This window comes from Chitinimonas koreensis, assembly GCF_014353015.1.
Classification (GTDB): domain Bacteria; phylum Pseudomonadota; class Gammaproteobacteria; order Burkholderiales; family Chitinimonadaceae; genus Chitinimonas; species Chitinimonas koreensis.
Map to the genome: position 1 here is coordinate 816,545 of NZ_CP060704.1, position 12,616 is coordinate 829,160.

11 protein-coding genes and 1 pseudogene are annotated in these 12,616 nt (G+C 71.1%); 5 read left to right on the forward strand and 7 right to left on the reverse strand.

Features of this window, described 5'->3' with window-relative positions; genetic code table 11:
• Window positions 1-6: 6 nt before the first annotated feature.
• A complete protein-coding gene (locus tag H9L41_RS03445; RefSeq protein ID WP_034606564.1) occupies window positions 7-924 on the forward strand; it encodes an ABC transporter ATP-binding protein in 918 nt (305 codons plus the stop codon).
• A 97-nt stretch (window positions 925-1,021) separates the two neighbouring features.
• On the opposite strand, the gene rpoH is transcribed toward H9L41_RS03445, so the two are convergent.
• The 5 genes and pseudogenes from rpoH to ftsY form a co-directional block, all read right to left on the reverse strand.
• Window positions 1,022-1,870, reverse strand: coding sequence for an RNA polymerase sigma factor RpoH (gene rpoH, locus H9L41_RS03450; RefSeq protein WP_028445666.1), 849 nt, complete (start codon window positions 1,868-1,870; stop codon window positions 1,022-1,024).
• Between the two features lie 93 nt (window positions 1,871-1,963).
• A complete protein-coding gene (gene ftsX, locus H9L41_RS03455; RefSeq protein ID WP_028445667.1) occupies window positions 1,964-2,869 on the reverse strand; it encodes a permease-like cell division protein FtsX in 906 nt (301 codons plus the stop codon).
• Window positions 2,870-2,879: 10 nt separating this feature from the next.
• Window positions 2,880-3,533, reverse strand: a complete 654-nt coding sequence (gene ftsE, locus H9L41_RS03460) for a cell division ATP-binding protein FtsE (protein WP_028445668.1) — start codon at window positions 3,531-3,533, stop codon at window positions 2,880-2,882.
• Window positions 3,530-4,270 (reverse strand): class I SAM-dependent methyltransferase, encoded by a 741-nt coding sequence (locus H9L41_RS03465; protein WP_051318884.1) that lies wholly within the window; start codon window positions 4,268-4,270, stop codon window positions 3,530-3,532. Before H9L41_RS03465 ends, ftsE begins: the two co-directional genes overlap by 4 nt.
• Window positions 4,271-4,289: 19 nt before the next feature.
• Window positions 4,290-5,183 (reverse strand): annotated as a pseudogene (gene ftsY, locus H9L41_RS03470) (signal recognition particle-docking protein FtsY); the annotation flags it as partial.
• A gap of 664 nt (window positions 5,184-5,847) precedes the next feature.
• On the opposite strand from ftsY, the gene rsmD reads away from it, so the two are divergent.
• Together rsmD and H9L41_RS03480 are read left to right on the forward strand one after the other, a co-directional pair.
• Window positions 5,848-6,462, forward strand: coding sequence for a 16S rRNA (guanine(966)-N(2))-methyltransferase RsmD (rsmD, locus tag H9L41_RS03475; RefSeq protein ID WP_051318885.1), 615 nt, complete (start codon window positions 5,848-5,850; stop codon window positions 6,460-6,462).
• Window positions 6,463-6,577: 115 nt separating this feature from the next.
• A complete protein-coding gene (locus H9L41_RS03480) occupies window positions 6,578-7,933 on the forward strand; it encodes a cation:proton antiporter (protein WP_084300068.1) in 1,356 nt (451 codons plus the stop codon).
• 135 nt (window positions 7,934-8,068) lie between these two features.
• Here the strand turns inward: H9L41_RS03480 and H9L41_RS03485 are convergent, their stop codons facing one another.
• Window positions 8,069-8,752, reverse strand: coding sequence for a ParB-like protein (locus tag H9L41_RS03485; RefSeq protein ID WP_028445670.1), 684 nt, complete (start codon window positions 8,750-8,752; stop codon window positions 8,069-8,071).
• Window positions 8,749-9,540 carry a prolipoprotein diacylglyceryl transferase gene (gene lgt / locus H9L41_RS03490; RefSeq protein ID WP_028445671.1) on the reverse strand — a complete coding sequence of 264 codons (792 nt, stop codon included), beginning with the start codon at window positions 9,538-9,540 and terminating at the stop codon, window positions 8,749-8,751. The genes H9L41_RS03485 and lgt overlap by 4 nt, the downstream gene beginning before the upstream one ends.
• Before the next feature lie 294 nt (window positions 9,541-9,834).
• Between lgt and H9L41_RS03495 the strand changes: the two genes are divergently transcribed.
• Together H9L41_RS03495 and H9L41_RS03500 are read left to right on the forward strand one after the other, a co-directional pair.
• Window positions 9,835-11,175, forward strand: a complete 1,341-nt coding sequence (locus tag H9L41_RS03495) for a diaminobutyrate--2-oxoglutarate transaminase family protein (RefSeq protein WP_028445672.1) — start codon at window positions 9,835-9,837, stop codon at window positions 11,173-11,175.
• The gene (locus H9L41_RS03500; RefSeq protein ID WP_051318886.1) at window positions 11,165-12,532 is read left to right on the forward strand and encodes an MFS transporter; all 1,368 of its coding nucleotides are present in this window, start codon (window positions 11,165-11,167) and stop codon (window positions 12,530-12,532) included. The genes H9L41_RS03495 and H9L41_RS03500 overlap by 11 nt, the downstream gene beginning before the upstream one ends.
• Window positions 12,533-12,616 lie beyond the last annotated feature (84 nt).

The following is a 12,616-nucleotide window of genomic DNA, read 5'->3' on the forward strand; positions in this document are numbered from 1 at the left end:
GGAACCATGACCCATCACGTGATCCGCCTGCAGGGCATCGGCAAGACCTATCGCGGCAAGCTCGGCCGCCGCACCGAGGCGCTGAGCGACATCGACCTGTCGATCGTCGAGGGCGAGGCCTTCGGCTTCATCGGCCAGAACGGCGCCGGCAAGAGCACCACCATCAAGATCATCACCGGCGGCGTGACCGCCACCCGCGGCGAGGCCTGGGTGTTCGACCGGCCGGTGCACGACCACCGCGCCCGCCAGGGTCTCGCCTACGTGCCGGAGAACCCGCTGCTGTACGGCTACCTGACGCCCTACGAGGTGGTCTCGATGGGCGCCCGGCTCTGCGGCGTGACGAGCGCCGATGCCAAGGCCCACACGATGCGCTGGCTCGAGCGCTTCGACCTCGGCGCGGTGGCGCACAAGCCGATCCGCAGCTTCTCCAAGGGCATGACCCAGCGCACCGCGCTGGCCCACGCGCTGGCCTGCCGGCCGCGGCTGCTGATCCTCGACGAGCCGCTGTCGGGGCTCGACCCGATCGGCCGCAAGGAGGTGGTGGAGATCCTGCAGGAATACCACGAGGGCGGCGGCACGCTGTTCTTCTCGTCGCATGTGCTGTTCGACGTCGAGCGCCTGGCCGACCGCTTCGGCCTGATCCACCACGGCCGCATGCGCGCGGTGAAGTCGCTGCAGGAGCTGTCGGGCCAGGACCCGCGCTACCGCGTGCTGGTGGAGTCCGGGCGCGCGCCGGACGGCTTCGAGCCGGAGCGCCCGGGCCGCTGGCGCGGCGAGATCGCCGCCTCGGCGATGTGGCGGGTGCTCGACGAGGTGCGCGCGCTCGGCGGCCGGGTGGTCGAGGTGCGTTCGGTGCTGTCGCTCGAGCAGGCCTTCGTCGACTTCATCCGGCGCGAGGAGGAAGGCGCGGTGCAGCCGGCCTGACCGTGGGCACCGAATGCAAAATGCCCGATCGCGTGATCGGGCATTTCGTTTTCGAGTGCCGCCGGCGCAGGACGCGCGGCCGGCGATCGGCTGGCGATCAGTCGGCCAGCGCCGCCTTCATCTTCTGCAGCGCCTTGACCTCGATCTGGCGGATGCGCTCGGCCGACACGCCGAACTCGTCGGCCAGCTCGTGCAGCGTCGCGCCGCTGTCGTCGGCCAGCCAGCGCGCCTCGACGATGCGGCGGCTGCGCGCGTCCAGCGTCTCCAGCGCGGCCTGCAGGCCTTCGCCCTGCAGGCGGTCGCTGGCGCGGCGCTCGAGCACGGCGACCGGCTCGTTGTCGGCATCGGCCAGCCAGTCGATCGGCGCGTAGCCGTCCTCGTCGCCGTCCTCGGCCACCAGCGCGATGTCCTGCCCGCTCATGCGGGTTTCCATCTCCAGCACTTCCTCGGGCTTCACCCCGAGATCGTCGGCGATCTGGCGCGCTTCCTTGTGCGTCAGCGCGCTGAAGCCCTGCTTCATGCTGCGCAGGTTGAAGAACAGCTTGCGCTGCGCCTTGGTGGTGGCGATGCGCACCAGCCGCCAGTTGCGCAGGATGTATTCGTGGATCTCGGCGCGGATCCAGTGCACCGCGAACGAGAACAGCCGCACGCCGCGGCTCGGCTCGAAGCGCTTGACCGCCTTCATGAGGCCGATATTGCCTTCCTGGATCAGGTCGGCCTGCGGCAGGCCGTAGCCGGCGTAGCCGCGCGCGATCGAGACCACCACGCGCAGGTGCGACAGCACCAGCTTCCCGGCGGCGTCGAGGTCGTTGTCCTGATGCAGGCGATTGGCCAGGTGGACTTCTTCTTCCTGGCTGAGCAGGGGAATGGCGTTGACCTGCTGGATATAGCGGTCGAGGCTGTCGCCCCCGGCGAGAACCGGCAATGTCATGGTGGTGGCAGTCATGGGTTCGCTCCTTGCGGCCGGAAAGACCGGCCGACTGATATTAGCACTCGACCCGTGGGAGTGCTAGCGGAGGCAAAAGTTCGACTGCGGGGCTCAGCGGTCCAGCGCGCGCAGGTGCTTGCCCACCGACAGGGTGGCGCCCAAGAGGCTCAGCGCGATCACCACCAGGAAGGCCAGCGCCAGCGTTTCGGCCGGCGCCAGCGACAGCGTGAAGTGCTCGCCGTAGAGCACGGCGAGCTGGTCGACCGGCTTGGCGATGCGGCCGAGCGCGAAGGCGACCAGGCCGGCGGCGATCGCGGTGCCGAGGATGCCCTGCAGCGCGGCGAAGTAGAGGAAGGGCCGGCGGATGAAGCTGTCGGTGGCGCCGATCAGCTTGCTGACCTCGATCTCCTCGCGCCGGGTCAGGATCTGCATGCGGATCAGGTTGGCGGTGACCAGCAAGAGGCCGGCGCCGAACAGCACGGCGACGGTGAACGCCGCTTCGCGGCCGAGCGCGACGATGCCGCTGAGGCGGCGCGCCCAGTCCGAATCGAACTGCACCTGCTCGACCGCCGGATCGGCCTGCAGCTTGGTGGCCAGCGCGTCGAGCATGGTCGGCTCCTCGCGGTCCAGCGTCAGGCTGAAGCTCTCCGGCAGCGGGTTCTCGCCGAGGCCGGCCAGCAGATCCTGCATGCCGCTGGAGCGCTCGAGCGACTTCAGCGCCTCGTCCTTGCTCACGCGGTGGACCGACTTGACCGCCGGCGCATCCTGGATCGCCGCCTCGACCCGGGCGATGTCGACCGCGCCGGCATTGGGCCGCAGGAACACGCTGGCCTGCGGATCGGTCGGCAGCTTGTCCGACAGCTGCTGCAGGTTGGCCACCACGGTGTAGAGACCGAGCGGCAGCGCCACCGCGATGCCGACCACCAGCAGGTTGAGCAGCGAGGAGACGGGGCTGGCGGCGAACAGCCGCAGGGTGGCGGCCAGGGCCAGCCGGTGCAGGCGGAGCCAGTGCTTCATGATGGCTTTCTCACTGGGTGAACTGGCCCTGGTTCAGGCGCAGGATGCGGCGGCCGTAGTCGGCCATCAGCGTTTCGTCGTGGGCCGAGATCACGATGGTGACGCCGACCTGATGGAAGCTCTTGAACAGCTCCATGATGTCGAGCGCGTAGGCGCGGTCGAGGTTGCCGGTCGGTTCGTCGGCCAGCAGGATGGCCGGCCGGTGCACCACCGCGCGGGCGATGCACAGCCGCTGCTGCTCGCCGCCCGACAGCGACACCGGGTTCAGCTTCTCGCGGCCCAACAGGCCCACCTTGTCGAGCGCGGCGCGCGCGCGGCGGGCCGCCTCGCGGCGGTCGTAGCCGACGATGTCCAGCGGCAGCATCACGTTGTCGAACACGCTGCGGTCGAACAGGATCTTGTGGTCCTGGAAGATCAGGCCGATGTGGCGGCGCAGGAAGGGCACCGCGCCGCGGCGGATGGCGGCCAGGTTCTGGCCGTTCACCACCACCGAACCGGCGCTCGGCGTGTCGATGCCGGCGATCAGCTTGAGCAGGGTGGACTTGCCGGCGCCCGAGTGGCCGGCCAGGAACACCAGCTCGCCGGTCTCGATCTGGAAGCTCAGGTTCTTCAGCGCCTCGAAGCCGCCCGGGTAGCGCTTGCTGACTTGGTTGAACTGGATCATGGCAGGGGCTTCAGTTGCGCCAGGTTCTGGCGGGCCAGCGCGAAGTGGGCGGTCTCGGCCTCGTTCAGCGGCCGCGAGGGCTGGCCGGCGACCAGCCGCTGCGGCATGGCGTCGCGGCGGCGCTTTTCCATCACCACGATGGAATCGTAGAAATGCAGGCCGGCCAGCTCGCGCGTGTAGTCGCCGACCGGCAGCGAGGCCGGGTCGCGCGACCAGTAGCCGTGCAGGTCGTCGACCTTGTCCTTGCAGTGCTCGATGAAGCTGTTGCGCGCCTTCAGGCCGCCGCCGTAGCTCGGCCAGTAGGCGCAGTGGGTGTCCTCGACGATGTAGACGCCGCCGTCGTTCAGCTGCGGCCAGGCCAGCGCCAGCGTCAGCGTCTGGTGGGCGGACAGGTGCGAGCCGTCGTCGACGATCACGTCGAACGGGCCGTGCTTGGCCAGCACCGGCGCCAGGCTGTCGGCGCGCGACTGGTCGGCGGTCTCGACGATCACGCCGGGCTCGGCATAGGCCTGGCAGCGCGGGTCGATGTCGACGCCGACGATCTGCGCCTCGGGGCCGAGGTAGCTGCGCCACAGCTGCAGCGAGCCGCCGTGGAACACGCCGACTTCCAGGAGCTTGAGCGGCCGGTCGCGGAAGCGCGCCAGGTGGCGCTCGTACACCTCGGGATAGCTCGACCACTTGTCGACCAGGCGGCCCTGGTGGCGCTGGAGCGCGTCGAGGAAGTCGGTGGGGCGCATGCGGGGCTCCGGGCCGGGATTATTCGATCAGCGCGTCGACGTAGTCGCGCGCCTCGAACGGGCGCAGGTCGTCGATGCCTTCGCCGACGCCGATGAAGCGCAGCGGGATCGGCTTCTGCTTGGCGATGGCGGCGATCACGCCGCCCTTGGCGGTGCCGTCGAGCTTGGTCAGCACCAGGCCGGTGAGGCCGAGTGCATCGTCGAAGGCCTTGACCTGCTGCAGCGCGTTCTGGCCGGTATTGGCGTCGAGCACCAGCAGCACCTCGTGCGGGCCGGTCGGGTCGGCCTTGGCGATCACGCGCTTGACCTTGGCGATCTCGTCCATCAGGTGCAGCTGGGTCGGCAGCCGGCCGGCGGTGTCGGCCAGCACCACGTCGATGCCGCGCGCGCGCGCCGCGTTGATCGCGTCGAAGCACACCGCGGCCGAGTCGCCGCCGTCCTGGGCGATCACGGTCACGCCGTTGCGCTCGCCCCAGGCCATCAGCTGCTCGCGCGCGGCGGCGCGGAAGGTGTCGCCGGCGGCCAGCAGCACGCTCTTGCCCTGGCTCTGGAAATACTTGGCCAGCTTGCCGATGCTGGTGGTCTTGCCGGCGCCGTTGACGCCCGCGACCATGATGATGAAGGGCTGGTGACCCTCGACCACCAGCGGCTTCTCGAGCGGCGCGATCAGCTCGTTCAGCGCGCCCTTGAGCGCGCCGCGCAATTCGCTGGCGTCCTTGAGGCCGGCCAGGGTGACGCGGCTGCGCACGTCCTTGAGCAGGTGGACGGTGGCGTCGACGCCCATGTCGGCTGTCAGCAGCACCGATTCGAGGTCTTCGTACAACTCTTCGTCGATCTGGCCGCCGCCGAACAGCGCGGCCAGCTCCTTGCCGAGCTTGTCGCGCGTCTTGGCGAGGCCGGCCTTGAGCTTGTACTGCCAGACTTCCTTCGACGCCTGGGCGACGTCGCGGGCGAGCACCGTGACGTCGGTGTTCAGGACCTCGACGGTCTTCTGCCAGAAGGATTTTTCTTCGGTAGCCGGCGCTGCGGCCGGTGCCGCGGCGGCGAGCGTAGCGGCGACGGGTGCGGGCGTGGCGGCGGGGGCTCCGACGGGGAGGGCGCGGCCGGTGCAGGGGCGGGCGCCGGGGTTCCGGTCGCGGCCGGCGGCTCCGCCGCGTCGGCCGGCTTGCCGCCGACCAGGTCGCCGATATCGGTATTGAGCGCGCGCCAGAGCTTCTTGCCCCAGCCGGATTGTTCGTTCTGCGTTGTCGGGTTATCGGACATCTAAGGATGCTCTAAGCAATTCTGGTACTCGACTTTCAGTTCACCACCCGGCCAAGCCGGGTGCTATCCGCGATCGATGAATCAATCGTATCCCGCTGATTGATCCCACTCCCCCCGCCCTCGCCGCCCCCGGGGCCCCGCCAAGTCGAAGAATTGGGCGAGGTGGGCCAGCGGGAGACTCGCTTCCGCGCGTGCGGTGGATGGTTCGGAGCTTCACCGTTGAACAAATGATTGATATATCGGCTGAAACCGGGACGCCCGGCGAGTTGGGGTAGGATTCTATCTTCTTCGCATTCGCGCCCCAATCGTTTCGCATGCCGAAACCCGCTCACGCTGCTTCCAAGGCCGGTGCCGGCCGCAACCAGGTCCGCATCCACGCCGGCGAATTCCGCCGCCGCATCCTGCATTTTCCCGATGGCGAGGGCCTGCGCCCGACGCCCGACCGCGTGCGCGAAACGCTGTTCAACTGGCTGGGCCAGGAACTGCACGGCCTGGCCTGCCTCGACCTGTTCGCCGGCTCCGGCGCGCTCGGCTTCGAGGCCGCCTCGCGCGGCGCGCGGCGGGTGGTGATGGTGGAGCTGGCGCGGCCGGCGCTGGCCGCGCTGAACGACAACCGCCGCCTGCTCGGCGCCCAGGCGGTCGAGGTGGTGGCGGCCGACGCGCTGGCCTGGCTCGGCCGCGGCGGCGAGCGCTTCGACGTGGTCTTCCTCGATCCGCCGTTCGCCGGCGACCTGCTGCCGCGCGCGCTGGCCGCGCTGCGGCCGCGGCTGGCCGACGGCGCGCGCGTCTACGTCGAATCGGCCGAGTGGCCGGAACTGGCGGGCTGGGAAGTGCTGCGCGAGGGCCGGGCCGGCCTGGTGCGATACGGCTTGCTGCGTGCGCTGGCCGACGACCAGGGCTCGCCGGCCGACGGCGATGGTCACCTGTAGGAGCGGCTTCGGCCGCGAATCGCCTATGGTGACCGCCTCGACCATTCGCGGCTGAAGCCGCTCCTACACGATGCGGCCGGCCGTCACCGGAACTCGTTCAGCCAGGAAATCCACGATGCGCATATCCCGACGCAACTGCCTGCTGGGCTGCGGCCTCGCCGCCGCCAGCCTGCCCGCCTGGGCCGGCGACACGGCCGCCGGCGAACACTTCCTCTGGCTGATGATGCTGCTGCTGCTGGCCCGGCTTGCCAGCCTGGTCGAGCGGATCGGCCAGCCGGCGGTGCTGGGCGAGCTGGCCATCGGCATCGTGCTCGGCAACCTGGCGCTGGCCGGCTTCGGCGGCCTGGCGCCGCTCAAGGGCGACGCGATCCTGCATTTCCTGGCCGAGCTCGGCGTGGTGGTGCTGCTGTTCCAGATCGGGCTCGAATCGGAACTGTCGGCGATGAGGCAGGTGGGCTTGCGAGCCTTCCTGGTGGCGGTGGTCGGGGTGGTGCTGCCCTTCCTGCTCGGCACCTGGCTGGTCGGCCCGCTGCTGCTGCCCGCGGCGCCCTTCGTCGCCCACCTGTTCCTCGGCGCGGCGCTGACCGCCACCTCGGTCGGCATCACCGGCCGGGTGTTCCAGGACGCCGGCCAGCTGCACAGCGCCGAGGCGCGCATCGTGCTCGGCGCGGCGGTGATCGACGACGTGCTCGGCCTGATCATCCTGGCGGTGGTGTCGGCCATCGCCCAGACCGGCTCGGTCGGCCTGGCCGAGGTGGCGATCATCTCGGCCAAGTCGCTGGCCTTCCTGCTCGGCGCGGTGCTGCTGGGCCAGGCGGTGGCGCCGCGGCTGGCGCGGCGGATGGCGCGCATCCACCCGGGGCCGGCCATGCAGTTCACGGTGCTGATCTCGTTCTGCCTGGGCTTCGCCTACCTGGCCCACCAGGTCGGCCTGGCGCCCATCGTCGGCGCCTTCGCCGCCGGCCTGATCCTCGAATCGGCCTATATGCGCGACTTCCGCCGCGACGACCTGCACGTGACGCTCGGCGAGGCGCTGATCCCGGCCGAGCCGGCGCTGCGCGCCGAGCTGGAGCGCGTGCTCGAGCACGAGAACCGCCACCGCATGCAGCGGCTGGTCGAGCCGGTCGGTTTCCTGCTGGTGCCGCTGTTCTTCGTGCTGACCGGCATGCAGGTCGACCTGGTCAGCTTCGCCGATCCGCATACGGTGGCGATCGCGCTGGCGGTGACGGTGGTAGCGGTGCTCGGCAAGATCGCCGCCGGCCTCGCCGCCGGGCCGGTCGACAAGTGGTTGGTCGGCTGGGGCATGGTGCCGCGCGGCGAGGTCGGCCTGATCTTCGCGGCGATCGGCCGCCAGATCGGCGTGGTGTCGGCCGAGCTTTATTCGGTGATCGTGGTGGTGATCGTGCTGACCACCCTGGTCACGCCGCCGGTGCTGGCGTGGCTGTTGCGGCGGCGCGGCCTGGCGTCGTAGGGGAAAGCTTCACCGCGGAGGACGCCGAGGACGCGGAGTAAATGCCTGTTCGGAGCGTCGGTCACGCATGATTTTCCTCCGCGCCCTCTGCGTCCTCCGCGGTCAATCAGTTCGGTTCCGATCGAACCAGGTCGATCAGTCGCGGCACGGCCCGGCATAGCCGGGCAGCCCGGCCGCGGCCGGCTCGCAGGCGAGGCGCACGGCCTCGCGCAGCGCGGCGTCGAGATTGGCGCGCTCGATCGGCCGCCAGCCCATGCGTTCGCCGAAGTAGCGCGCCCAATGGAATTCCTGGAACCAGGCATCGGTGTCGCGGTAGGCGCCGCGGTCCTCGGCCAGCCCGGCCAGCGCGCGGTAGGGATCGTCGGCCATGTCGGCCACGCGGGCCGGCAGCTGGCGCGGCTCGATCGGCCGGCCGTGCGGATCGCGCAGCCAGGCCCAGTGGCGTGCGGCCATGGTGTTCCAGAACTGGGCCGGATCGCCGAGCCGATCGACCACCTTGGCGCCGGCCTGCTTGCGGCCGAGCAGCAGCAGCGCGCGCGCCAGGTGATGGTGGTCGGTCAGGTAGAAACCGCCGTCGGGCCCGATCACCAGCGGGATCGGCCGCTTCTCGAGGTAGCGCTCGAGCTTGGCCGGCGACTTGGCGGCCAGCTCGGCCGCCTTGTCCTCGACCTGCAGCAGGCCGACCACCGGCTGGGTCGGCCGCAGCGCGGCCAGCGCGACCTCGCAGCGCTCGCCGGGCCGGCTGTCGGCGCTGCACGGCGGCAATGCCGCGGCCGGCAGCGCGGCGACCAGCGCCAGCAGGGCGAGGGCGGTCTTCATGCGGTCTCGCGCCGCGAGGCCCAGACGAACATGGCGATGCCGGCCACGATCATCGGCAGGCTCAGCCACTGGCCCATGCTGAAGCCGAGCGCCAGGAAGCCGAGGAAGTTGTCCGGCTCGCGCGCGAATTCGGCGATGAAGCGGCACAGGCCGTAGCCGAGCAGGAACAGCGCCGACACCTGGCCGACCCGGCGCGGCTTGGCCGAGTACAGCCACAGCAGCGCGAACAGCGCCACGCCCTCGAGCGCGAACTGGTAGAGCTGGGACGGGTGGCGCGGCTGCTGGTCGACCAGCGGGAAGATCATGGCCCACGGCGCGTCGGCGCTGGTGACGCGGCCCCACAGCTCGCCGTTGATGAAGTTGCCGATGCGGCCGGCGGCCAGCCCCAGCGGCACCAGCGGCGCGACGAAGTCGCCGACCTCGAGGAAGCGCTTGCCGTGGCGGCGGCCGAACAGCCACATCGCCACCAGCACGCCGAGGAAGCCGCCGTGGAAGGCCATGCCGCCTTCCCACACCTTGAGGATGTCGAGCGGATGGGACAGGTAGAAGGCCGGCTTGTAGAACAGTACGTAGCCGAGCCGGCCGCCGAGGATCACGCCCATCACGCCGTAGAACAGCAGGTCGTCCAGCTGCTGGCCGGTCCAGCCCGATTCGGGCCGCTGGCGAATGCGGCGGTGGCCCAGCGCCAGGAACAGCAGGAAGGCCACGAGGTACATCAGGCCATACCAGCGTATGGCCAGTGGCCCGAGTTGGACGGCGATCGGATCGATCTGCGGATGGATCAGCATGGACGTGGCCTGGGAGTGCGGAACAGGGCGGCATTATAGCCGCCGTCGCCGCGCGGGCCGGCTTCCGCCTGGATCGCAGCTGCAATGATCTGCCATGACCGCGTCCTGGCGTCGCGGGCGGAAGGCCCGGCTCCGCGCCGGGCGAGGCCGTCTCGCGCCTATTGTTTATGCGTATGTCATAAATATGAGAAAATTATATGGAACCATTTTATGACAAATCCATCCCATGCCATCGTGCAGCCATTACCGGGCCGGCCGCGACGCTCGCGCGGCAACCCGGCCAGGAGGAAAACCATGAACCGATACGAAGCGGTGAAGCGACGCGAGTCGCGCGCCCGCACCTATGCCTCGACCTTCGAAGCGGTGTTCGAGACCGCCGAGGGCATCCGCATGCGCGACCAGGACGGCCGCGAGATCATCGACTGCCTGGCCTGCGCCGGCGCACTGCCGCTGGGCCACAACCATCCGGAGGTCAGCGAGGCGCTGCTGCGCTTCATCGGCTCGGGCCAGGTGCAGCAGGTGCTCGATCTCACCACCCCGGCCAAGTTCGAGTTCGTCCAGACGCTGTTCGGCCTCCTGCCGGCCGAATGGGCCGAGCGGGCCAAGATCCAGTTCTGCAGCCCGAGCGGCTCGGACGCGATCGAGGCGGCGATGAAGCTGACGCGCTACGCCACCCGCCGCCATCCGATCATCGCCTTCCACGGCGCCTACCACGGCATGACTGGCGGCGCGCTGGCGGCGATGGGCAACCTCGGTCCCAAGACCGACAGCGGACTGCGCGCCGGCGGCGTCCACTTCGCGCCCTTTCCCTACCGCTTCCGCTGCCCGTTCGGCACCGACGGCGAGCACACCGACCGGCTGTCGATCCAGTACCTGGCCAATATGCTGAGCGATCCCGAGAGCGGCATCTCCAAGCCGGCCGCGGTGATCGTCGAGGTGGTGCAGGGCGAGGGCGGCTGCATCCCGGCCTCGGACGAGTGGCTGCGCGAGCTGCGCCGGCTGACGCGCGAGCACGAGATCCCGCTGGTGATCGACGAGGTGCAGACCGGCTTCGGCCGCACCGGCGGCATGTTCGCGTTCGAGCGGGCCGGCATCGTGCCCGACGTGCTGGTGCTGTCCAAGGCGGTCGGCGGCGGCTTCCCGCTGGCGGTGGTGGTGTACGACCAGGCGCTCGACCTGTGGCCGCGCGGCATCCACGCCGGCACCTTCCGCGGCAACCAGATCGGCATGGTGGCCGGCAAGGTCACCATGGACATCCTCAGGCGCGACGGGCTGGCCGAACAAGCGGCCCGGACCGGCGCGCTGCTGGTCGACGGCCTGCGCGAGCTGGCGCGCCGCCACCCGGCGCTCGGCGACGTGCGCGGCCGCGGCCTGATGATCGGCGTCGAAGTGGTCGGCCCGGACGCCGCCGACGGCAGGCCCGGCCCGCAGGACGGCGCCTTCGCCCAGGCGATCAAGCGTGCCGCCTTCGACCACGGCCTCTTGATCGAGACCGGCGGCCGCCACGGCGCGGTGCTGCGCCTGCTGCCGCCGCTGATCGTCACGCCGCAGGACGTCGGCGAGATCCTCGACCGGCTCGACCGCGCCGTGGGGCAGGCCGAGCAGCGCCGGCCGGGCGGCCGCCGTGACCGCTGAAGCCGGCCGGCCGGTGCTGCTGCGGCCGGCCTTCGCGCTGCTGTGGCTGAGCGAGACGGTGCTCGACCTCGGCTCGGCGCTGATGAGCTTCGCGCTCGGGGTGTGGATCTTCCAGCGCACCGGCTCGGCCGAGCAGTTCTCGCAGGCGGTGCTGTGGTCCGCGCTGCCGGCGCTGCTGATGACGCCGTTCGCCGGCGCGCTGGCCGACCGCTTCGACCGCCGCCGCGTGATCGCCGGCTGCGACGCCGCCTCGGTCCTGACCATCGCCACGCTGGCGGCGCTGCTGTGGCGCGGCCGGCTGGAGCCGGCCCATCTCTACCTGTTCAACGCCGCCGGCGCGGTGATCAACGCGCTGCGCACGCCGGCCTACCGGGCGGCGGTCAGCCAGATCGTGCCGCGCGAGCGGATGACGCAGGCCAGCGGCCTGGTCGGCATGAGCCAGGCGGTGCTGCAGATCGTCGCGCCGCTGGCGGCCGGCTACGTGATGGGCGCCGCCGGGCTCGAAGGCGTGGTGTCGCTCGACCTCTTGCTGGTCGGCGGCGGCGCGCTGGCCGCGCTCGGCGCGCTGGCCCGCGCGCGCCACGCCGTGCGCGGCGGCGCCGATGCCGGCCTGCCGTTCTGGCGCAGCAGCCGCGACGGCTTCGCCCGCGCGCTCGGCCATTTCCGCCGCACCCCGCCGCTGGCCGGCCTGGCCGCCTACACGGTGCTGCAGGAAAGCCTGCTGGTGCTGGCGGTGGCGATGATGACGCCGCTGGTGCTGTCGTTTCGCTCGAGCGACGCGCTCGGGCTGATCCTCGCCTGCGGCGCGCTCGGCGGCCTGGCCGGCTCGCTGCTGCTGGTGGCGCGGCCGATCGAGCGGCGGCTGATGGCCTGGCTGCTGGCGGCCGACGCCGCGCTCGCGCTGTTCGTGCTGCTGGCCGGCTTCGGCACCTCGACCGCCTGGTGGTGCGCCTGCGCCTTCGGCGCGCTGTTCGCCGGCAGCGCCTCGGGCGCCTGCGCCAGCGCGCTGTGGATGCGCAAGACCCCGGCCGGGCAGCGCGGCAGCATCTTCGCCGTGCTCGGCGCGCTCGACCTGGCGGCCACCTGCCTGGTGCTGCTCGGCGGCGGCCATCTCGGCGAGCGGGTGTTCGAGCCGGCGCTCGCCGCCGGCGGCGACTGGGCCGGCACGGTCGGCGCCTGGCTCGGCACCGGCCGCGGCCAGGGCCTGCGCTTCCTGTTCATCGTCAGCGGCGCCGCGGGCTGCCTGATCTCGCTGCTGGCCCTGTTGCATCCGCGCCTGCGCCAGCTCGACAGCCGCGTACCCGATCACCCCGAAACGCCGGCCGGCCCGCTGCCGGCCCACGCCGCCGCCACCTGACCGGCCGGCGGCCGATGCCGCGGCGGCCCGTCCGCCGCCGCCCGCGCGGCCGCTGCGCCGCAATCGAATTCCATGAGGAAGCCC